17 protein-coding genes are annotated in these 20,520 nt (G+C 71.0%); 1 reads left to right on the top strand and 16 read right to left on the bottom strand.

Annotated elements, in window-relative coordinates:
* Window positions 1-64: 64 nt before the first annotated feature.
* The 3 genes from M1D46_RS13495 to rhaI all read right to left on the bottom strand — a co-directional run bounded on the left by M1D46_RS13495 (window position 65) and on the right by rhaI (window position 4,201).
* Window positions 65-2,101 carry a bifunctional aldolase/short-chain dehydrogenase gene (locus M1D46_RS13495; protein ID WP_282978575.1) on the bottom strand — a complete coding sequence of 679 codons (2,037 nt, stop codon included), beginning with the start codon at window positions 2,099-2,101 and terminating at the stop codon, window positions 65-67.
* A 120-nt stretch (window positions 2,102-2,221) separates the two neighbouring features.
* Window positions 2,222-2,989 (bottom strand): DeoR/GlpR family DNA-binding transcription regulator, encoded by a 768-nt coding sequence (locus M1D46_RS13490; protein WP_456285799.1) that lies wholly within the window; start codon window positions 2,987-2,989, stop codon window positions 2,222-2,224.
* A gap of 33 nt (window positions 2,990-3,022) precedes the next feature.
* Entirely contained in the window at window positions 3,023-4,201 is a 1,179-nt protein-coding gene (rhaI, locus tag M1D46_RS13485) for an L-rhamnose isomerase (protein WP_271172744.1), read from the bottom strand.
* A gap of 172 nt (window positions 4,202-4,373) precedes the next feature.
* Between rhaI and M1D46_RS13480 the strand changes: the two genes are divergently transcribed.
* Window positions 4,374-5,351, top strand: a complete 978-nt coding sequence (locus tag M1D46_RS13480; RefSeq protein WP_282978571.1) for a LacI family DNA-binding transcriptional regulator — start codon at window positions 4,374-4,376, stop codon at window positions 5,349-5,351.
* Between the two features lie 365 nt (window positions 5,352-5,716).
* On the opposite strand, the gene M1D46_RS13475 is transcribed toward M1D46_RS13480, so the two are convergent.
* The 13 genes from M1D46_RS13475 to M1D46_RS13415 form a co-directional block, all read right to left on the bottom strand.
* Complete coding sequence (locus M1D46_RS13475) at window positions 5,717-6,391, bottom strand: uridine kinase (protein ID WP_456285798.1); 675 nt, start codon at window positions 6,389-6,391, stop codon at window positions 5,717-5,719.
* 86 nt (window positions 6,392-6,477) lie between these two features.
* Window positions 6,478-7,509, bottom strand: a complete 1,032-nt coding sequence (locus M1D46_RS13470; protein ID WP_456285797.1) for a LacI family DNA-binding transcriptional regulator — start codon at window positions 7,507-7,509, stop codon at window positions 6,478-6,480.
* A 58-nt stretch (window positions 7,510-7,567) separates the two neighbouring features.
* Entirely contained in the window at window positions 7,568-8,434 is an 867-nt protein-coding gene (locus M1D46_RS13465) for a sugar phosphate isomerase/epimerase family protein (RefSeq protein ID WP_421074402.1), read from the bottom strand.
* Window positions 8,431-9,636: a dihydrodipicolinate synthase family protein gene (locus M1D46_RS13460; RefSeq protein WP_456285796.1), complete on the bottom strand. Its 1,206-nt coding sequence runs from the start codon at window positions 9,634-9,636 to the stop codon at window positions 8,431-8,433. Before M1D46_RS13460 ends, M1D46_RS13465 begins: the two co-directional genes overlap by 4 nt.
* A 5-nt stretch (window positions 9,637-9,641) precedes the next feature.
* Window positions 9,642-10,769, bottom strand: a complete 1,128-nt coding sequence (locus tag M1D46_RS13455; protein ID WP_271172862.1) for a Gfo/Idh/MocA family protein — start codon at window positions 10,767-10,769, stop codon at window positions 9,642-9,644.
* Between the two features lie 163 nt (window positions 10,770-10,932).
* A complete protein-coding gene (locus M1D46_RS13450) occupies window positions 10,933-12,999 on the bottom strand; it encodes a beta-galactosidase (protein WP_456285795.1) in 2,067 nt (688 codons plus the stop codon).
* A 27-nt stretch (window positions 13,000-13,026) separates the two neighbouring features.
* Window positions 13,027-13,668, bottom strand: a complete 642-nt coding sequence (locus M1D46_RS13445) for a DUF624 domain-containing protein (protein WP_456285794.1) — start codon at window positions 13,666-13,668, stop codon at window positions 13,027-13,029.
* 2 nt (window positions 13,669-13,670) lie between these two features.
* Window positions 13,671-14,570: a carbohydrate ABC transporter permease gene (locus tag M1D46_RS13440; RefSeq protein ID WP_271172734.1), complete on the bottom strand. Its 900-nt coding sequence runs from the start codon at window positions 14,568-14,570 to the stop codon at window positions 13,671-13,673.
* Complete coding sequence (locus M1D46_RS13435; protein WP_271172733.1) at window positions 14,567-15,550, bottom strand: carbohydrate ABC transporter permease; 984 nt, start codon at window positions 15,548-15,550, stop codon at window positions 14,567-14,569. Before M1D46_RS13435 ends, M1D46_RS13440 begins: the two co-directional genes overlap by 4 nt.
* A gap of 54 nt (window positions 15,551-15,604) precedes the next feature.
* Window positions 15,605-16,909 (bottom strand): ABC transporter substrate-binding protein, encoded by a 1,305-nt coding sequence (locus tag M1D46_RS13430; protein ID WP_271172732.1) that lies wholly within the window; start codon window positions 16,907-16,909, stop codon window positions 15,605-15,607.
* Window positions 16,910-17,079: 170 nt separating this feature from the next.
* Window positions 17,080-18,357, bottom strand: coding sequence for an ABC transporter substrate-binding protein (locus M1D46_RS13425; RefSeq protein WP_456285793.1), 1,278 nt, complete (start codon window positions 18,355-18,357; stop codon window positions 17,080-17,082).
* 109 nt (window positions 18,358-18,466) lie between these two features.
* Window positions 18,467-19,393: a DUF6807 domain-containing protein gene (locus tag M1D46_RS13420; RefSeq protein WP_456285792.1), complete on the bottom strand. Its 927-nt coding sequence runs from the start codon at window positions 19,391-19,393 to the stop codon at window positions 18,467-18,469.
* Window positions 19,390-20,514: a Gfo/Idh/MocA family protein gene (locus M1D46_RS13415; RefSeq protein ID WP_271172729.1), complete on the bottom strand. Its 1,125-nt coding sequence runs from the start codon at window positions 20,512-20,514 to the stop codon at window positions 19,390-19,392. Before M1D46_RS13415 ends, M1D46_RS13420 begins: the two co-directional genes overlap by 4 nt.
* Between the last annotated feature and the right edge of the window lie 6 nt (window positions 20,515-20,520).

The raw sequence follows: 20,520 nt of genomic DNA, 5'->3' as shown, positions 1-20,520 counted from the left end.
GGGATGGCGGGGGAGGAGCCCGGCGCGCGCGTGTGCGGTCGCGCGCGCCGGGCTCCGGGACGGGTCAGCGCAGGAAGGCGGCTGCGACGCCCGAGTCGACGGGGATGTGGAGACCCGTGGTGCGGCTGAGCTCGGGGCCCGTGAGCACGTAGACCGCGTCGGCCACGTTCTCGGGGACGACCTCGCGCTTGAGGATGGTCCGGTTCGCGTAGAACTGGCCGAGCTCCTCTTCCTTCACGCCGTAGGTGGCGGCGCGGTTGGCGCCCCAGCCGGCGGCGAAGATGCCCGAGCCGCGCACGACGCCGTCGGGGTTGATGCCGTTCACGCGGACGCCGTGCTCGCCGAGCTCCACCGCCAGCAGACGCACCTGGTGCGCCTGGTCGGCCTTGGTCGCCGAGTAGGCGATGTTGTTCGGGCCCGCGAAGACCGAGTTCTTCGACGAGATGTAGATCACGTCGCCGCCCATGCCCTGCTCGATGAGCGCCTTGGCTGCCGCCTTCGAGACGAGGAACGAGCCCTTCGCCATGACGTCGTGCTGGAGGTCCCAGTCCTTCTCGGTGGTCTCGAGCAGCGGCTTCGACAGCGACAGGCCGGCGTTGTTGACGACGAGGTCGATGCCGCCGAATGCGAGCAGCGTGGCGTCGATCGCGGCCTGGACGCCCTCCGCGTCGGCGACGTTCGCCGCGACGCCGATCGCGACGTCCGAGTTGCCGAGCTCGGCGGCCGCCGCCTGTGCCTTCTCGAGGTCGAGGTCGGCGACGACGACGCACGCGCCCTCGGCGGCGAGGCGCTTCGCGATGGCCTTGCCGATGCCCGATGCGGCGCCCGTGACGAACGCGATGCGACCCTGGTGGGTCTTGGGCTTCGGCATGCGCTGGAGCTTGGCCTCCTCGAGCGCCCAGTACTCGATGCGGAACTTCTCCGCGTCGGAGATCGGCGTGTACGTCGAGAGGGCCTCTGCGCCGCGCATGACGTTGATCGCGTTGACGTAGAACTCGCCCGCGACGCGCGCGGTCTGCTTGTTCGCTCCGTACGAGAACATGCCGACGCCGGGGACGAGCACGATGAGCGGGTCGGCGCCGCGGATGGCCGGGCTGTCGGCGGTCGCGTGCGCCTCGTAGTACGCCGTGTAGTCGGCGCGGTACTGCTCGTGCAGCTCCTTGAGGCGCGCGATCGACTCCTCCACCGACGCGGTCGCGGGCAGGTCGAGCAGCAGCGGCTTGACCTTGGTGCGGAGGAAGTGGTCGGGGCAGCTCGTGCCGAGCTCGGCGAGCGCGGGCGCCTTCTCGGAGGCGAGGAAGTCGAGCACCGTGTCCGAGTCGGTGAAGTGGCCGACCATCGGCTTGTCGGTGGACGCGAGGCCGCGGATCGTCGCGGCGAGCGCGGCGGCCTTCGCGCGGCGCTCGGCCTCGGGGAGGGCCTCGAAGCCCGGGCGGACGCCGCCGAACGGGTCGGCCTTGCCGTTCTCGTCGATGTACTTCTGCGCGGTCTCGATGATCCAGAGCGAGTTGCGCTCGCTCTCCTCGCTCGTGTCGCCCCACGCCGTGATGCCGTGACCGCCGAGGATCGTCCCGACCGCCTGCGGGTTGGCCTTCTTGATCTCCGCGATGTCGAGGCCGAGCTGGAAGCCGGGGCGGCGCCACGGGACCCAGACCACCTTGTCGCCGAAGATCCGCGCGGTCAGCTCCTCGCCATCCGCCGCGGTCGCGATCGCGATGCCGCTGTCGGGATGCAGGTGGTCGACGTGCGCGGCGTCGACGAGGCCGTGCATCGCCGTGTCGATCGACGGCGCCGCACCGCCCTTGCCGTGCAGGCAGTAGTCGAACGCGGCGACCATCTCGTCCTCGCGCTCGATGCCGGGGTAGACGTCGACGAGCGCGCGCATGCGGTCGAGGCGGAGCGCGGCGAGGCCCTTCTCGGTGAGCGTGCCCAGGTCGCCGCCCGAGCCCTTCACCCAGAGCAGCTCGACGGGCTCACCGGTCACCGGGTCGGTGTCCGTGCCCTTGGCCGACGTGTTGCCGCCGGCGTAGTTCGTGTTCTTCGGGTCGGCGCCCAGCCGGTTCGACCGGGCGATGAGGTCAGCGACAGTGGGGTTCGTCATGAGGATCCTTCGAGGGATGTCGGACGCGTCGGAGGCACCGCGTCGTGTGCTCTGTTGTGAATTATCTCACGAAGTAACACGCGAGGCAATGGTCGTCCGCGGAATCGGCCGTGCGGCCGGTCAGAGGATGGCGACCCGCTCGCGATAGGGGGCGAGTGCGGGGTCGCGGGGGTCGAGCTCGGTCACGAGGAGCGAGATGCGCTGCCACGGGAGGCCGAGCGCCAGGGCGTTCTGCCCCAGCTTCGCGCTGTCGGCGAGGAGGATGGTCTCGTCCGCCGACTCCGCGAAGGCCGCCTTCACCTGCGCCTCGGCCATCGTCACCTCGAACGCTCCGCGCTCGGGCTCGAGCGCCGACGCCGAGGTGAAGAAGCGCCGGTAGTGCAGGCTCCGGGCGGCGGCGCACGCGATCGGGCCGACGAAGCTGTCCGTGCGCGGCTCGGCCTCGCCGCCCACGAGGATCGCGGTGGCGCCCGGTGCGCGCCGGGCGACCTGGAAGTTCTCGTGCGAGTTGGTCGCGACGAGGAGCTCGCGCGCGGTGTCGTCGGGGAGCTGCGAGAGGAGCACCCCGACCGTCGACGACGCGTCGGCCGCGATCGCGCCGTCGAGGGGGAGGAGGTGCTGCACCTTGCGTGCGATGGCGAGCTTCGCCTCCGCGCCCGTGGCCATCCGCTCGGTGAACGAGCGCGGCCGCGCGGACGCGACGGCGCCGCCGCGGACGCGCCGCAGCATCCCCTCCGCCTCGAGGTCGGCGAGGTCGCGGCGCACGGTCATCGCCGAGACGTCGAGCGCCGAGGCCGCCTCGTCGATCCGGACCCGTCCGCTCTTCGAGAGGAGGTCCAGGATGCGCGCGCGGCGCGCCTCGGCGTCGACGGTCCCGGTGGTGGCCATATCGCCGATGCTATCTCCGGAGGGCGAGGCCGCTTACGCGCCCCAGCCCGCCTGCACGCCGCCGACGCGCTCGGCCTCGATCCGCTCCTGGTAGCCGGAGGCGAGGTAGGCGGCCATGGGGTCGGCGGGCAGGCCGCGCGACTCGCGCCACTGCGCGAGGGCCGGACGCACGTCGGTGTAGAACGCGTCCATGAACACCGCGTTCGCGGCGAGCACGTCTCCCGAGACCTGCGCGGCACGGAGCGCGTCCTGGTCGACGAGCAGCGCACGGGCCGTCATCTCCTGGACGTTCAGCACCGAGCGGATCTGGCCGAGGATCTTGTTCTCGACGTTGTGGCACTGGTCGAGCATGAACGCGACGTCGGGGTTCGCGTAGCCGCCGCCGCGGATGACCTCGAAGAGGATGCGGAAGAGCTGGAACGGGTCGGCCGCGCCCACGATGAGGTCGTCGTCGGCGTAGAACCGCGAGTTGAAGTCGAACGAGCCGAGCTTGCCGAGGCGAAGCAGCTGCATGACGATGAACTCGATGTTCGTGCCCGGCGCGTGGTGTCCCGTGTCGAGGCACACCATCGCGCGCTCGCCGAGCGTGGCCACCTGCGCGTACGACGTGCCCCAGTCGGGCACATCGGTGTGGTAGAACGCGGGCTCGAAGAACTTGTACTCGAGCACGAGGCGCTGCTCGCCCGAGAGGCGCTCGTAGATCTTCTGGAGCGAGTCGTTCAGGCGGTCCTGTCGGCCGCGCATGTCGGCCTGGCCGGGGTAGTTCGATCCCTCGGCGAGCCAGATCTTGAGGTCGCGCGAGCCGGTCGCGTTCATGACGTCGATGCACGCGAAGTGGTGGTCGATCGCCTTCTGGCGGATCGCCGCGTCCTCGTGCGTGAGGGCGCCGAACTTGTAGTCGTCGTCCTGGAAGGTGTTCGAGTTGATCGTGCCGAGCGCGACGCCGTTGTCCTCGGCGTGCTTGCGCAGGTCGTCGAAGCTGTCGACGAGGTCCCACGGGATGTGCAGGGCGACGGATGGCGCGAGCGCGGTGAGCCTGTTCACCTGCGCGGCGTCGGAGATCTTCTCGAACGGGTCGCGCGGCGTGCCGGCGGTCGCGAAGACCTTGAAGCGGGTGCCGGAGTTGCCGAACGCCCAGGACGGGAGCTCGATCGCCTGCTTCTCGAGCTGGCCGAGGATCTCGTCGCTCAGGACGGAGGAGGGGGTCGTCATCGACAGTGCCTTTCGCTTTAAAACGATTCAATCGATCGTCGTGTTCATGGTGGCACAGCGCCGGCGCGAGGTCAACCGGCGCGGCCGTCACGGCAGTCATCCGATGCGGACGACGTCCGTCGCGACCGGGCCATCCGACGCCTCCCCGATACGATGAGCGGGGAGGTGGCGGATGACCGTCAGCGTGAAGGATGTCGCCGCGGCAGCCGGCGTCTCGGCCGGCACGGTGTCCAACGCCCTCAACCATCCCGAGCGGGTCGCCCCGGAGACCGTCGAGCGCGTGCGCCGCGCCATCCGCGATCTCGGATACGTGCGGAACGACGCCGCGCGGCAGCTGCGCGCGGGCCGCAGCCGCAGCGTCGGGCTCATCGTGCTCGACATGCGCAACCCCTTCTACGCCGATGTCGCCCGCGGTGCCGACGCGCGTGCGGAGCAGGACGGCCTGTCGGTGCTCGTGTCCGACAGCGCGCGGGACGGCGAGCGCGAGCGCCGGCTCGTCGACCTGTTCGCCGAGCAGCGCGCGAGCGGGGTCATCGCGACGCCGCTGACCGGCGACCTCGAGCACTTCGAGCGCCTCGCAGAGCGCGGCGTGCCGGTCGTTCTCGTCGATCACGAGGGCGACTCGGATGGTCTGTCGACCGTCTCCGTGGACGACCGGAAGGGCGGGCGGCTCGCGACAGAGCACCTGCTGGCGCGCGGATGCACGCGGATCGCGTTCGTCGGCGGCCCGAGCGGGCTCCGTCAGGTGCGCGACCGCTTCGAGGGGGCGCGCGCCGCGGCATCCGCTGCGGGGGCCGCGCTCGAGCGCGTCGAGATCGACGACCTCACGGTGCGGCACGGCCGCGCAGCGGGGGAGGCGCTGCTGCGCCGCCCGACCGGAAGGCGACCGGACGGGATCTTCGCCGCGAACGACCTCGTCGCGGTCGGCCTGCTGCAGGCGCTCACGATGACGGGCGGCGTGCGGGTGCCCGACGACATCGCGCTCGTCGGCTACGACGACATCGACTTCGCCGCGTCGACGGTCGTTCCGCTCACGTCGGTGCGCCAGCCCGCCGAGCTGCTCGGCGCGACGGCGATCGAGCTGCTCGCGCAGGAGCCCGGGGAGCACGTGCGCTTCGAGCCGCAGGTCGTCGTCCGCGCGACGGCGTAGCCCGGGCGGTCACGCCGCGAGGATCAGCCACAGCGACGCGACGGCGAGCCCGAGGTACGGGTGCGTGGGTTATCCGGGGGGCGTTTTCGGCGTGTGGTGAGACATGGGTGGTCGGCGTGGGTGGCCGTGTCTCACGCGCGGCGGTTATGCGGGGGCGTTTTCGGCGTGTGGTGAGACATCGGTGGCCGGGCTGGGTGTCCGTGTCTCGCCTGCGGTGGTTATGAGGGAGTGTTTCCGGCGTGTGGTGAGACACGGGTGGCCGGGGTGGGTGTCTGTGTCTCGCCTGACGTGGTTATGAGGGAGTGTTTCCGGCGTGTGGCGAGACATGGGAGGTCGGGGCGGCGTCCGTGTCTCACGCGCGGCGGTTATCCGGGGGCGTTTCCGGCGTGTGGTGAGACATGCAACCCGCCGCCGGGCTCACGGGCTTCGCGTGAGGCTGCCGCTGAAGCTGAGTTGATGGTCGTGGGGCGGGTGACGTCGCTGTTGTCGATGACCATCGAGGCGTACTCCCACGGGCGCGCCGCGCGGAAGTACAGCCGCTGACCGCCGACGTATCTCTGCAGCGCGGGGGCGCGATGGTCGGGCGGCGTCCCATCGCGCTTGGCCATCCGGCGCGCCGTCTCCTCGAACGGGACGTCGAGGAAGATCGAGAAATCCCACCAGTGACGAAGCTCTTGACGATGAAGGAACAGCCCTTCCACGAGCACGATCGCATCCCGCGGCGCTCTGCTCAGCGGGGGATCAACTCTCGCGTCGCGAACGAGGTCATGTGCCGCGTGCTGGTACAAAGCGGCGCCTGTGCGAAGCGGTGCGAGCACGCGGTGGGTGAGGGCATCGTAGTCGTAGCTGTCGAGCCAGAAGCCCACCGGCGAGTCCCGACCCCGGCGGTACCGGACAGCACGCGGATGATGGAAGTCGTCGACGTGCACGACGATCACGGGTCGTCCGTCGACTCGGGCGGCCAGACGATCGGCGAACACGGACTTGCCGCTGCCGTCGACGCCGTCGATGCCGACGAGCGCGCGCTCTCCCGTCCTCACCGCGCGGAGCCGGTCGGAGAGGCCGTCCAGGAGCGAGGGAAAAGGATGGCCCGGAGTCGCGTCGTGTGTCTCGCGAGGCCGCCGGGTCACTGGCGCGGAGGCGTGCTGTCGCGGACGAGCACCTCGAGCGACACTGGCGCGGGCGGCGTCCAGTCGTCCTCGACGGCGGCGCGGAGCGCCTGGGCGCCGAGCTCCTCCAGGGGAAGGTGCACCGTCGTGAGACCGGGGGTCACATCGCGTCCCGTGGCGATGTCGTCGAACCCCGCGACGGCGATATCCGAGCCGGGCGCGCGCCCGGCATCGCGGATGGCCGAGATCGCGCCGATCGCGACGACGTCGCTGATCCCGAAGAGCAGCGTCCCGGACTCGAGGCCCTCCTCGAGGAGGCGCGTGGTCGCCTCGTAGCCGGCATCGCGCGAGATCTGGCCGCGGACGATCCGCGGCGTCGCGCCGCCGCCATCCGCGAAACCGGCGGTGAAGCCGGCGAGACGGTCGTCCGAGGTGCGCAGGCCCTCAGGGCCGGCGAGCACGACGGCGTCGCGATATCCGAGGGCGGTGAGCTTCCCCGCGAGCGCGCGGGCGCCGGCCTCGTTCTCGTACGCGACGACGCGCGTTCCGGGAAGGGCGGCGCCGAGCGTGACGACGCGTCCGCCGGTCGACTGGACGGAGGCGATCTCGGCGGTGAGCGCGTCGGCGTCGCTCGCCGTGTCGCGTGACGCCGCGAGTACGATGCCGCGGGGCCGCTGGCCGCGCAGCGCCCGCACGAGGGCGACCTCGCGCTGCGGGTCGCGCTCGGTCATCGCGATCGTGACGATGAGGCCGGCCTCGTCGGCCGCATGCGCGACGCCCGAGGCGATCTGGCCAAAGTAGGGGTCCGCGATGTCGGCGACGAGCAGGGCCACCGTCGCCGACGTCCCGCGGGCGATCGCCTGCGCGGAGAGGTTCGCGGTGTAGCCGAGGCGGTCCGCTGCGGCCTGCACGCGCTCGCGATAGGCCTCGGCCACCTTGCGGGTGGAGCCGTTGAGCACGCGCGACGCCGTGGCGAGGGAGACGCCGGCCTCGCGCGCGACGTCATGGAGCGTGGGCGCTCCGCCGGTGCGCACCGTGGTGTCGGTCATCCGCTGAGCCTATCGCCGGAGGGGGCGGGAGGGTGCGCGCGGCGCACCCTCCCGCGGGTCACACGAGGTGAGGGGCGACCGCGGACTCGAAGCCCGCGATCGTGCGGCGCACGGCCTCGGCCGGCGCGGTGTCCCAGATGGACTGGTTGAGCAGCTCGACCTCGATGTCGCCGTCGTACCCGGTCGCCTCGACGGCGCGGGTCATCGGGCCGAAGTCGATCATGCCGTCGCCCGGGTAGTGGCGCGACAGGAGGTTGTCGGCCTCGAGCGGCGTCTTCCAGTCGCACACCTGGTAGGTCGCGATGCGGCCCTCGCGACCGGCGCGCTCGATGTGCGCGAGCACATCCGGGTCCCACCAGATGTGGAACGTGTCCACCGTGACGCCGACGACCGACGGGTCGAAGTCCGCGGCGATGTCGAGCGCCTGGGGGAGCGTCGAGAGCACCGAGCGGTCCGACGCGTACATCGGATGCAGCGGCTCGAGGGCGAGCGTCACGCCCGCGGCACGCGCATCGGGCGCGAGCTCGGCGACCGCGTCGCGGACCCGCTCGCGGGCGCCGACGAGGTCGCGCGACCCCTCCGGCAGCCCGCCGACGACGAGGACGAGCACGGCGCGCGAGCCCTCGGCGCCTGCGGCGGCGAGCGTCGCGGTCTCCTCGATCGCGCGGCGATTGTCGTCGATCGCCGCGCGGCGTGCGGGGCCCTCCTCGACGGTGAACCATCCGCCGCGGCAGTGCGTGGAGTAGCGCAGGCCGGAGTCGGCGATGATGCGCGCCGACTCGTCGAGACCCGCCTCCTGCACCTGCTCGCGCCACAGGCCGATCGCGCCGATGCCGGCATCCTGCACGACCCGGACGGCCTCGGCGACCGTCGTGTACTTGATCGTCGCCTGGTTGATCGACAGGCGCGGGTGCGGGACGCTCATGCTCCGACTCCGTTCAGACGCAGGTAGTCGTTCCACCGGGCGGCCGCGAGCGAGGGGGCCTCGAGGGCGTTCGCGGCGTTCGCGAGCTCGACGATGCGGGAGAGATGGGGGATGCTGCGGGCCGAGTGGAGGCCTCCGACCATCTGGAACGCGGACTGGTGGCCGTTCAGCCACGACAGGAACGCGACGCCCGTCTTGTAGAAGTACGTCGGCGCGGCGAAGACCTGGCGGCTGAGCTCCTCGGTCGGGCCGAGGATGCGCAGGTACTCGTCGGGGTCGCCCGCGTCGAGCGCCTGGATGGCCGCGGAGGCGACCGGGGTGATCGCCGCGAATGCGCCGAGCAGGGCATCGGAGTGGGTTCGCGTCGCTCCCGGGGTCGCCGCCGGCTGGGTCGCCGCGGGGACGTCCGCGCCGCCGATGAGCCCGACGTAGTTGAAGTCGTCGCCCGTGTACATGCGCACGCCCTCGGGCAGGCGCTCGCGCACGGCCACCTCGGACTCGGCGTTCAGGAGGCTCATCTTGACGCCCGACACCTTGCCGGGGTTCTCCTCGATGATGCGCACGAGCGTGTTCGACGCGGTCTCCCAGTCGTCGGCGCCGAAGTAGCCGGCCAGCTCGGGGTCGAACGCCGTTCCGAGCCAGTGCAGGACGACCGGGGTCGTCGCGGCCTGAAGGACGGCGCCGTAGACGCGCAGGTAGTCCGTCGCGCTCGTCGCGACGCGCGCGAGGTGGCGCGACGCCATGAGCACGGGGCCGGCGCCCTGCTCCTCCGTGAAGTGCAGCTGCTCCTTGTAGGCGTCGATCACGGCATCGAGCGAGATCGTGTGCTCGTCGACGTGATCCGTGTTGACGCCGACGACGACCGAGCCGCCCTCCTCGCGCGCCACCTCGGCGCTGCGGCTGATCAGCTCGCGCACGGCCGTCGCGTCGAGACCCATGTTGCGCTGGGCGGTGTCCATGGCGTCGGCGACCCCGAGACCCCACGAGTACACGGCGCGGCGGAAGCCGAGCGTCGCGTCCCAGTCGATCTGCGCGGGCTGACCGGGGGTGTTGTCGCCCCAGACGACCGGCACGACGTGCGCGGCCGCGTAGGCGACGCGGCTGCGCAGCGCCTTCTGCGGCTTCGTGTAGACGCCCGCGTCGTTGAGCGCGACGCGGCTCAGGCCGCCGTCGGCGGCGACGAGGGTGAAGTGCTCCGTCATCCGACTCACTCCAGGGTCAGCTCGGGCAGGACGACCTTGGCGCCCGTGCGGCTCGACTCGAGACCGGCCTCGGCCAGCTGCACGCCGCGCGCGCCCGCGAGCAGGTCGAACGCGTAGTCGGTGCCGAGCGCGTACGACGTGAGGTACTCCTCCCACTGCTGGCGGAAGCCGTTGAGGAAGACGTCGTTCGTCGGGACCTTCTGCCAGTCGGCGTCGTAGTCGTGCGTGTCCTCGAGGTCGGGGTTCCACACCGGCTTCGGCGTGGCGTTGCGGGGCTGGATCTTCGCGCCGAAGAGGCCGACGACCGCCGAGCCGTGCGTGCCGTCGACGTGGAACTCGACGAGCTCGTCGCGGTTGACGCGCGTGGTCCAGCTCGAGTTGATCTGCGCGATCACGCCGCCGTCGAGCTCGAAGATGCCGTACGCGGCGTCCTCGGCGGTCGCGTCGTAGTGCTCGCCCTTCTCGTCCCAGCGGTCGGCGATGTGGATCGACGCGTGCGAGTAGACGCTCTTCACCTCGCCGAAGAGGTTCTCGAGCACGTAGTTCCAGTGCGGGAACATGTCGACGATGATGCCGCCGCCGTCCTCGGCGCGGTAGTTCCAGCTGGGGCGCTGGGCCGGCTGCCAGTCGCCCTCGAAGACCCAGTAGCCGAACTCGCCGCGGACCGAGAGGATGCGGCCGAAGAAGCCCGAGTCGATGAGGCGCTTGAGCTTCTGGAGGCCGGGGAGGTAGAGCTTGTCGTGCACGACGCCCGTCTTGACGCCGGCCTCCTTCGCGAGGCGGGCGAGCTCGACGGCCTCCTCGACCGACTCCGCGGTGGGCTTCTCGGTGTAGATGGCCTTGCCGGCCGCGATCGCCTTGCGCAGAGCCGTCGCACGGGCCTTCGTGACGAGGAAGTCGGCGTAGATCTCCCAGGTCGGGTCGGCCAGCGCCGCGTCGAGGTCGGTCGTGTAGTCCTCGATGCCGTGCTGGGCGGCGATCTCGGCGAGCTTCGCCTCGCTGCGGCCGACGAGGAGCGGGCGGACCGTCACCTTCGAGCCGTCGGGCAGCTCGACGCCGCCCGCGTCGCGGATCGCGAGGATCGAGCGCACGAGGTGCTGACGGTAGCCCATGCGCCCGGAGACGCCGTTCATGATGATGCCGATCTCGCGGACGGCGGGGGTGGCGGTGGTCACGATGTGCTTCCTTGCTCTCATCGAGGGCTGCCCCTCGTTGGGTAAACGCTTTCCAAGAGTGTGGCACACCGGATCTCCCGAGTGCAACCCCTCCGGATGGCGTTTTCCCACCCGGTGGGAATCAGGGAGCGGCGGTCGTGAGCACGCGCGCAGGAGCGAGGAGGAACGCCGACTCCTGCGGACCGAGAGCCACGGATGAGATCGCCGCGCCCGAGCGGATGTCGGTGCCAGCGACATCCACGACGACGTCGGTCTCGCCGTGGTTGATGAGCGTGACGAGGTCGCCGCGGCGCGCGACCTCGACGCCGGCGGGCGGGGCGTCGCCGAGGACCGGCTCGACCGCGGCCTCCTCGATGACGAGCCCCAGGACGAGGTCGAGTCCGGCGTCGTCGGGCATGGTCGCGAGATACCAGGCCGATCCCTCGCCGTGTGCGCGGCGGGTCAGCGCAGGACGCCCGCGCGAGGGACCTGTCGTGAACGAGGCGACGACCGCGGCGTCGTCGGCGAAGAGCGCCTCCGCGAAGAACGTCCCGACCGCCTCGCGACCGTCTCCGAGCGCGAAGCGCGCCTCGCGGACATCCTCGGCGACCCAGGTCTCCGCCCCGGAGCCGTGCGAGCCCTCCTCACCGGCGCGCTCGGCGATGTGATCGAGTGCGGGCGGCACGAGCGGGCGGAAGTCCTCGAGCGCGACGCCGAGCACGGGGCCGAGCTGCGTGAGGAACCCGCCGTCGCGGAAGCGGTCGTTCGCGTCGACGATGTCGCTGATCGGCCCGGTCAGGAGCACCCCGCCCGCGGCCGCGAAGCCCTCGAGCGCCGCGGCGCCCTCGTCGCGCAGCAGATAGAGGAACGGCGCGATCGCGAGGCGATACCGCCCGTCGACGTGCTCGGGCTTCACGATGTCGACCATGATGCCGCGGCGGTGGAGCGCGCCGTACCACTCGCGCAGCAGTGCGAGGTAGTCGATGCGGTTCGGGTGGTCGGCCGCCTCGACCGCCCACCAGTTCTCCCAGTCGAAGACGAGGGCGACCGGGGCGTCGTCGCCCGGAGCGGGCAGCTCGGGGAGGGCCGCGAGCGTCGCCCCGAGCGCGGTGACCTCCCGCCAGGTGCGCGTGCGCGTGCCCGCGTGCGGGAGCATCGCCGAGTGGAACTTCTCGGAGCCCGCCCGCGACTGCCGCCACTGGAAGAAGAAGATGCCGTCGGCCCCGCGGCCGACCGACTGCGCGGTCTCGGCGGCGAGCTGCCCGTCGCGCTTGGACGGGTTCGCCGGGCGCCAGTTCACCGCGTCGGCCGCCTGCTCCATGAGCAGCCACGGACGCCCGCGCTTGAGCGAGCGGACGAGGTCGCGCTGGAAGGCCGTGTTGCGCACGCGATGCGGATCGAGCGGGTCCGGGTAGCAGTCGTCGGTGATGACGTCGATGTGCGGCGCCCACGTCGTGTAGTCGGCGGGCTTGAACGGGCCCATCATGTTCGTCGAGATCGGCTGCGTCGCGCCGGCGGCCCGGATGATGTCCCGCTCGGCGAGGTAGCACTCCAGCCACATGTCCGACATGAAGCGGTGATAGTCGAGCACCTGGGACGGGTTCCGGCTGTACGGGGCCCTGCGCGGCGGGAACACCTCCTCCCACGCGCCGTATCGCTGGGCCCAGAAGTCGGTGCCCCACGCGGCGTTGAGGGCGGCGATCGTCTCGTAGCGCGCGCGCAGCCAGCCGCGGAACGCGTCGCGCGCGGCGTCCGAGTACTCCACCGGGAGGTGGCAGCCCGATTCGTTGCCCACGTGCCACATGACGACGGCGGGGTGCTGCGCGTAGCGCTCGGCGAGGCGGCGGACGAGCTCGGCGGCGAGCCGCCGGTAGGTCGGCGAGGCGGGGGAGTGGTGCTGCCGCGAGCCGTGCCAGTACGGCGCGCCGTTCTCGTCTGCGGCGAGGATGTCGGGGTGCGCGACCGTGGTCCACGGCGGCGGCGAGGCGGTCGCGGTGGCGAGGTTCACCCCGATCCCGCCCGCGTGCAGCTTGCCGATCACGGTGTCGAGCCACGCGAAGTCCCACACGTCGGGCGCGGGCTGGATGCGCGACCACGCGAAGATCCCGAGGCTCACGGTGGTCACCCCGGCCTCCTGCATGCGCAGCACGTCGTCGTCCCAGACGTGCTCCGGCCACTGGTCGGGGTTGTAGTCGGCGCCGTAGAGCATGGTCCTCGAATCCGGGGTACGTCGGCGTCAGCGCCGACGGCGGGGGCGCTCGGGGACGGCGACGGCTGCGAGGGCCGCGCACCCGAGTGCGGGGATGAGCAGGGGAGGGAGCATCCAGGTCGCGAGGCCCACGAATGCGGCCGCGACGACGAGGTACAGGAATCCGGGGATGTCCCGGCCGATCGCGGACGGCAGCGAGCGGATGGCGCGGAGCCATCCGCTCTCGGGCGACCACGCCGCCGACGCGGTGAGCAGGACCCCCGCGACGGCGGCCGCGAGCAGCCAGCCGAATCCGGCGATCAGCTCGCCGCCGGGCAGCAGCCCGGACGAGGCGAGCAGGATGTCGATCGCGAGCACGCCCGCGATCAGCGCGCACGCGAGGCCGACGAGGATCCCGCCGGGCAGCGCCGCGCGGACGTCGCCCCAGAACGCGCGCATCGAGGATCCCTCGGCGCGCGCGTACCGACGCAGGTGGCGGATGCCCGCCGCGAGCGCGGCGGGCAGGGTGACGACGAGGAGCCCGCAGACGGTCACGAGCACGCCCGTGAGGAGCACCTCGCCGAACAGGGCGAGCGCGCCTGCCGCGCCCGGGTTGCGCCCGGGCTCGTCGTGCGTCGGGCCCGAACCCGATGCCGCCGCGCGGCGGGCGGCGCGCTCGCCTCTGCTCATGGTCAGCCCTTCAGGCCCTGGGTCGCGACGCCGTCGATGAGGAAGCGCTGGAACACGATGAAGAAGAGCATCACCGGCACGAGCGCGACGAGGCTGGCCGTGACGGTCGCGCCGTAGTCCGACGCGGACGTCTGGTCGTTGTAGAGGCGCAGGGCGATCGGGAGCGGATAGTTCTCGGGGCTGTTGAGGTAGAGCAGCGGCCCCATGAAGTCGTTCCACGTCCAGATGAAGGTGAAGATCGCGCAGGTGACGAGGGCGGGCTTGATGAGCGGCAGGATGACCGACCAGAAGATGCGCCCGTGTCCTGCGCCGTCGATGCGCGCCGCCTCGTCCATGTCGCGCGGGATCTGCCGGATGAACTGCACGATGAGGAACACGAAGAACGCCTCGGTCGCGAGGAACTTCGGCAGGATGAGCGGCACGAAGGTGTCGACGAGCTCGAGCTTCTGGAACCAGATGTACTGCGGGATGATCACGACGTGGAACGGCAGCAGGAGTGTGCCGATCATGGCCGAGAAGAGGATCCCGAGGCCCTTGAACTTCACGCGCGCGAACGCGTAGGCCGCGAGGGCGGAGGACAGGACCGTGCCGATCACCGCCGACACCGCGAGGATGAGCGAGTTCGCGAAGAACCGCCACAGCGGGATGCCGGCGATGCCCTCGCCGACCTTGACGTAGTTGTCGAGCGTGGGCGCCCACGGGATGAGGCCGGGGTTCTGGCCGAACTCGCTGTTGGGCTTGAAGGTCGACGCGACCAGCCAGATGAGCGGGTAGATGACGACGAGGGTGATCGCCAGCAGCACGACGAACCAGATGATCGTCTGCCAGCCGCGACGCGTGACGCGCTTGCGGGGCGCTGGGCGCCCGGTGGTGACCAGGTGCGTGGAGACGGTGGAGGTCATCGGTCTTCTCCGGCGTAGTGGACCCAGGACTTCTGGGTGCGGAACAGGATCACGGCGATGACGGCGACGACGAGCATGACGATCCACGCGATGGCCGAGGCGTACCCGAACTGGCCGTCGGTGAAGCCGCGCTTGTAGAGGTAGATCGTGATGTAGTTCGTCATCCCGGCGGGGCCGCCGGTGCCGTTGGAGATGATGTACGCCGATGCGAACACCTGGAACGCTCCGATGAGCTCGAGCAGCAGGTTGAAGAAGATGACGGGCGAGAGCATCGGGACGGTGACGGCCCTGAAGCGGCGCAGCGCCCCCGCGCCGTCCATCTCGGCGGCCTCGTAGAGCTCCTTCGGAACCTGCTTGAGGCCCGCGAGGAAGATCACCATGGTGCCGCCGAACTGCCACACGGCGAGGAGGATCATCATCGGCACGACGAGGTCGACGTTGCCGACCCATCCGCCCAGGTCGATCCCGAAGATCGAGAGGGTCGAGTCGACGGGGCCGTCGGTGTTGAACATCGCGCGCCACACGATCGCGACCGAGACGGAGGCGCCGATGAGCGAGGGGGCGTAGAACGACGAGCGGAAGAACGCCGCGCCGCGGTCGCGGTAGTTCAGCAGCAGGGCGATGCCGAGCGCCGCGGCGAGCTTGATCGGCGTGCCGACCAGCACGTACACGAGCGTGATCGTCGCGGACTGCACGAACTGCGGGTCGTCCGTGAACATGCGCACGTAGTTCTCGAGGCCGATCCACTTCGGGTCGGTGAAGAGGTTGTACGACGTGAACGACAGGTACAGCGAGTAGACCATCGGGCCCAGGGTCAGCCCGAGGAAGCCCACGAGCCAGGGCGCCAGGAAGGCGTAGCCGGCCAGCGTCTCGCGCAGGCTCTTCTTCTTGAGGCCCGGCCGCAGCGGCGGAGCCCCCGCACGCGATCGCCGCCCGCCGCTGTCGGCGGTGACGACCGTTCTCGTCAGGGTGGTGGTCATGATCTCCCGATCGGGTGGGGCGGCCCGGACGCGTGCGTCCGGGCCGCCACGGGGTTACTGGTTGAGGACGACGTCCATCTCGGAGAAGAACTGGTCCACGGCCTCGTCGACCGTGACGGTGCCGAAGTTCAGCTCCGTGCCGAGCTGGCGGAACTTCTCCTCGAGGGTGCCGTAGCCGACGATCGGCACGGGCGGGGCGTCACCGAGGCGGTCGGCGATCGACGCCTCGTAGTCGGCGACCTTCTGGCTGAACTCGTCGAGCTCGGCGGCCTCGAGGGCCGTCTGCGAGGCGGGCAGGCCGCGGTTCGTGCCGAAGATCTCACCCGACTCCGGGCTGTTCACGAGGAAGTCCACGAGCGTCGCGGCCGCCTCGGGGTGGTCCGTGTTCGCCGAGATCGCGTGCAGCATCGACGGCTTGAGGTAGAGGTCCTTCGCGCCCTCCTCGGTCACCGGCGGGGCGACGAGGTCGAGCGTCGAGTACCCCTCGCCGAGGTTGGCGAGGTAGCCCGCGCCGAAGTTGTCCCAGACGAGCTCGCTCGTCGTCAGCGCGGAGTCGAAGCCGCCGAGCGGGGTCAGCTCCTCGACGCGCTGCTGCTCGATGGTCGTGCCGTCCTCGCGGATCTCCGAGCCCTGCTCCCAGAACGCGCGCAGGTCGTCCTCGGTGAAGTTCGCCTCGCCGTCCTCCGTGAAGAGGTCCTCGCCCTGTGCGCGCATCTGCAGCTCGAAGTTCTGGATGCGGCCGGTCCAGTCGCCGCCGCCCCACGCCTCGATGCCCTTGGCCTCCGCGGCGTCGGTGACCTCGGCCATCCACGCGTTGTAGTCCTCCCAGGTGCCGCCGGCGAAGCCCTCGACGCCGATCTCCTCGAGGAGGGTCGGGTTGAGGAACATCGCCCACGCGTTCGTCGAGGTCGTGATGCCGTAGTTGCCGTCGCCGACCTGGCCGATCGCGAGGATCTCCTCCGAGAGCGCGGAGTCGTCGATGATGTCGCCGACGTACGGCGTGAGGTCGAGCAGCAGGCCGTTCTCGGAGTACTGGCGCAGGTACGAGTAGTCGAACTGCATGACGTCGGGCAGGCCGCCGCCGGCCGCCTCGGTCTGCCGCTTCTCCCAGAAGGCGGGGAAGTCGAGGAACGAGCTCTGGATGGTGATGTTGGGGTATTCCTCGTTGAAGGCGGCGAACGCCTCCTCGTAGAGCGCCGCGCGGACGTCGTTGCCCCAGAACGCGAAGGTCAGGGTGACCTCCTCGTTGGGGTCGACGGTCTCGACGGCCTCGGGGGAGCCGCCGGAGCAGCCGGCGAGTGTCAGGCCGCCGATCGCGACGAGGGCCGCCGTCGCGGCCAGCCTCTTGGTGGGGAACATCTTTGTCCTCTCAGAACGACATCGTCCATGCCCGGAGCGGGCGGGCGCCGTGGGGTGGAAAGCGCTTGCCCGAGACTCTAGCGCGCGTAAAAACGTTTCACAAGGGGGATGCCCCTTCCCGCCCCGTGTCGTGGCCGTACCGTGACAAAGGGCGGGAAGGGGCGGGCGGATCAGCCGAGGATGACCTTCGCCTCGGAGAAGAACTGCGACACGGCGTCGTCCACCGAGACGGTGCCGAGGCCGAGCTCCTTGCCGAGATCCCAGAACTTCTGCTCGAGCGAGCCGTAGCCCACGACGGGCGCGGGCGGAGCGTCGCCGATGCGCTCCTCGACCGACGCGAGGAAGTCCGCCACCTGCTTGTCGGGGCCCTCGAGGGTCGCGCCCTCGAGCTTCGTCTCCGACGCGGGGAAGCCGAGCGACGTGCCGAAGATCTCGCCGGCCTCGGGGCTGTTCACGACGAAGTCGAGGAAGATCGCGGCGGCCTCGGGGTGCTCGCTCTTCGCCGACACGGCCATCTGCAACCCGGCCTGCCGATAGAGGTCCTGTGCGCCCTCCTCGGCGGTGGGCGGCGCGACCATCGAGATGCTCGATGCGCCGGAGTCCGCGAGGTAGGCGGCGACGAAGTTGCTCCAGCTCGCCTCGCTCGCCGTGACGTTCGCCCCGAAGCCCGAGACCGGGCTCAGCTCCTCGAGCTTCTGCTGGGGCACGACGACGCCGTTGCGGTCGGCGGCGCCGCTCTCCCAGAAGGCGCGGAGGTCGTCCTCGTCGAACCCGAGCTCGCCGTCCTCGGTGAAGAGGTTGCCGCCCTGCGCGCGCAGCACGTTCTCGAAGTTCTGGATGCGCTGCGTGTAGTCCGTGCCGCCGTACACCGCGCCGCCGGTCGCCTCGGTGACCCCGGCCATCCACGCCGAGTAGTCCTCGAAGCTCGTGCCGTCCGGGTAGGGCTCGATCCCGTGCTCGGCGAGGATGTCGTCGTTGAGGAAGACGGCCCACGTACTGTAGCCGAGCGGGAGCGAGTACTGCGCGCCGTCGAGCTGGCCGGTCGCGAGCAGACCCTCGTCGATCGCCGCGGTGTCCACGTACTCCGCGTACTCGCTGAGGTCGGCGAGCATGCCGTTCTGCGCGTACTGACGCAGGTACGTGTCGGAGAACTGCCACACGTCGGGGAGACCGCCGCCGGCGGCCTCGGTCTGGCGCTTCTCCCAGTACGACGGGAAGTCGGTGAACGACCCGTTGACGGTAATGTTCGGGTGCTCCTCGTTGAATGCCTCGATGAGCTTCTCGTACCGCTGCGCGCGGTCGTCGTTGCCCCACCACGTGAAGGTCAGCTCGACCTTCTCGTCCGGGTCGTACTCGGTCGAGCCGGAGCCCGAGCTCGCGCATCCCGCCAGAGTGAGGGATCCGATCGCCGCCGTGACCGCGGCCACGCGGATGAGCCGTCGCTTCATCGCTGCTCTCCTGTCTGCTTCTTCGCTGTGTGAAGGCGCGCTTCCCACGTTGGAAAGCGCTTCCCTTCGGGCACGCTAGTGCAGTCAGAAACGTTTTACAAGCCGGATGTCACGGCGCGAGCTCACGGGCGAGCGCCGCGACCTCGTCGGGCTCCCAGACGCGGTCGAGGAACGCGAGACGGTGCGCGAGCGCGAGCTCCTCACCCGGCGCGAGCACCACGGTCTCGGCGAAGGTCGGCGACGGCGCGAGCACGGGGAACGGCTCCGCGCGCACGAACCAGCGGATGGCCGGCGAGCCGCTCGAGCGCCCGGCGAACGCGAGCACGGTCCCGCCCCCGTCGATCTCGTCGTGCAGGCCCGAGAACGCCAGCCACGGCGCCTCCGATCCCATCAGCTCATCGGCCTCGGCGCCCGCACGGGCGGCGGCGACGCCACTGACGTCGGGTGCGACGACCGTGCCGCCCGTGAAGGAGCGCGTCAGGCGCAGGAACAGGCCGGAGTAGCCCGCGTTCTCGCGGCCGTTCGTCGTCGGGCTCCCGAGCACGAGCTCGCGCTGGCTCGTGTTCCGCAGCGTCGACGCGATGTCGAGCGCCCAGAGCCCACGCGAGGGGTCGAGGGTGTGGAACCGGTGCTCGCGCGCCTCGCTCAGCCACGCGTCGCCCGAAGCCGTGATCCACGTGAGGTCCTCGCGGATGACCGCGGCCGGGCCATCCGAGAGCGCCCGGAAGCGGTCGTGGCGGATGCGCCCCACGTTGTCGAGCGGGATGTAGCCGCGTCCGTGCACGTAGGTGTTGCCGCCCCAGAAGTTCTGGCCCGAGACGTCGGTGAGGGTCATCTGCAGACCCTTGTGCCAGCGGTGGTCCCAGGGGCGGAAGCCCGTGAGCGGCGCCCCCGAGAGGGCCCGGATCGGATGGAGGTAGGGCTTCAGGCCCTCGAATGCCGGGGCGTCCTCGGCGAAGACGTATCGTGCAACCTCCCTCCCGCCCGCGCGGACGACGACCGAGGCCTCCTCCTCGTGCAGGGCGAAGCCGGTCATGCGCGCGCCGATCGGATGGTGCCGGCATGGATCCGCGCGGTCGCCCCGACGGGATCGCCGCCGGGCATCGACGCGTAGAACGGGTCGGCGGGGGAGAGCTCGTCGCGCGCGACCGCTCGCCCGGTCAGGGCGGACTTGTACATGCCCGCCGCGAGCTCCATCACGCGCCGACCGTCCGCGCCGCTCACGCGGGGCCGCTCGCCGCGCTCCATGCTGTCGACGAACTGCGTGAACTGCGGCACGTGGGTCGAGCTCGGCACATCGTCCGTCGGCGCCCAGGCCGCCGCCGTCTCGGGGGCGACGTGCGGCGCGGGCGTCCACGTCCAGTGCGCGTTGCCGTAGCCGTAGAGGTGCTCGACCTCGACGGTCGCGTGCTCGAAGTCGATGCGCACCTGGCTCGTCTCGCGCGGCGACAGGAGGCTGTTCGTGATCGAGCAGAGGGCGCCCGACGCGAAGCGCACGACGGCGAACGAGACGTCCTCGGTCTCGGTCTCGCGCGCGAGCGTCGACATGACGGCCGTGACGTCGGTCCATTCGCCCAGGAGCGACAGGAGCATGTCCATCTGGTGGATGCCGTGGCCCATGGTCGGGCCGCCGCCCTCGGTCGCCCACTTCGCGCGCCACGGCACGGCGAAGTACGACGGATCGCGGTACCAGAGCGTGTCGCACTTCGCGACGAGCGGCCGGCCGAGCGATCCCTCGGCGATGAGCGTGCGGAGTCGCTCGGCCGCCGAGCCGAACCGGTGCTGGAAGATGTAGGCGGCGTAGGGGCCGTTCTCGCCCTCGTGCGCCATGATCTCGTCGTAGTCGGCGAGCGAGAGGGTCGGCGGCTTCTCCGACAGGACCCACGCGCCGGCGTCGAGAGCGGCGATCGCGGCCTCCTTGTGGGCGATCGGCGGCGTCGCGAGCGTGACGAGGTCGGGGCGCTCGCGCTCGAGCAGCTCGGCGACGTCGGTGTACCAGCTCGCGACGCCGAACTCGGCCGCGGCCGACGCCGCGGACTCGGCGCTCAGATCGGCGACCGCGACGACCTCGACGCGATCGCCGAGCGCGCGCAGGCTCGGCAGGTGCTGCACACGGGAGATCGCTCCCGTTCCGATGACGGCGACGCGGATGGCCATGGTGCT

It is taken from the genome of Microbacterium sp. JZ70 (genome assembly GCF_053903225.1).
This window is presented reverse-complemented; position numbering and strand designations above follow the sequence as displayed.

Bases quoted from the DNA above. Each gene is read 5' to 3' on its own strand.
- M1D46_RS13495 (WP_282978575.1), bottom strand. From the start codon at position 2,101: ATGACGAACCCCACTGTCGCTGACCTCATCGCCCGGTCGAACCGGCTG.
- M1D46_RS13490 (WP_456285799.1), bottom strand. From the start codon at position 2,989: ATGGCCACCACCGGGACCGTCGACGCCGAGGCGCGCCGCGCGCGCATC.
- rhaI (WP_271172744.1), bottom strand. From the start codon at position 4,201: ATGACGACCCCCTCCTCCGTCCTGAGCGACGAGATCCTCGGCCAGCTC.
- M1D46_RS13480 (WP_282978571.1), top strand. From the start codon at position 4,374: ATGACCGTCAGCGTGAAGGATGTCGCCGCGGCAGCCGGCGTCTCGGCC.
- M1D46_RS13470 (WP_456285797.1), bottom strand. From the start codon at position 7,509: ATGACCGACACCACGGTGCGCACCGGCGGAGCGCCCACGCTCCATGAC.
- M1D46_RS13465 (WP_421074402.1), bottom strand. From the start codon at position 8,434: ATGAGCGTCCCGCACCCGCGCCTGTCGATCAACCAGGCGACGATCAAG.
- M1D46_RS13460 (WP_456285796.1), bottom strand. From the start codon at position 9,636: ATGACGGAGCACTTCACCCTCGTCGCCGCCGACGGCGGCCTGAGCCGC.
- M1D46_RS13455 (WP_271172862.1), bottom strand. From the start codon at position 10,769: ATGAACGGCGTCTCCGGGCGCATGGGCTACCGTCAGCACCTCGTGCGC.
- M1D46_RS13450 (WP_456285795.1), bottom strand. From the start codon at position 12,999: ATGCTCTACGGCGCCGACTACAACCCCGACCAGTGGCCGGAGCACGTC.
- M1D46_RS13445 (WP_456285794.1), bottom strand. From the start codon at position 13,668: ATGAGCAGAGGCGAGCGCGCCGCCCGCCGCGCGGCGGCATCGGGTTCG.
- M1D46_RS13440 (WP_271172734.1), bottom strand. From the start codon at position 14,570: ATGACCTCCACCGTCTCCACGCACCTGGTCACCACCGGGCGCCCAGCG.
- M1D46_RS13435 (WP_271172733.1), bottom strand. From the start codon at position 15,550: ATGACCACCACCCTGACGAGAACGGTCGTCACCGCCGACAGCGGCGGG.
- M1D46_RS13430 (WP_271172732.1), bottom strand. From the start codon at position 16,909: ATGTTCCCCACCAAGAGGCTGGCCGCGACGGCGGCCCTCGTCGCGATC.
- M1D46_RS13425 (WP_456285793.1), bottom strand. From the start codon at position 18,357: ATGAAGCGACGGCTCATCCGCGTGGCCGCGGTCACGGCGGCGATCGGA.
- M1D46_RS13420 (WP_456285792.1), bottom strand. From the start codon at position 19,393: ATGACCGGCTTCGCCCTGCACGAGGAGGAGGCCTCGGTCGTCGTCCGC.
- M1D46_RS13415 (WP_271172729.1), bottom strand. From the start codon at position 20,514: ATGGCCATCCGCGTCGCCGTCATCGGAACGGGAGCGATCTCCCGTGTG.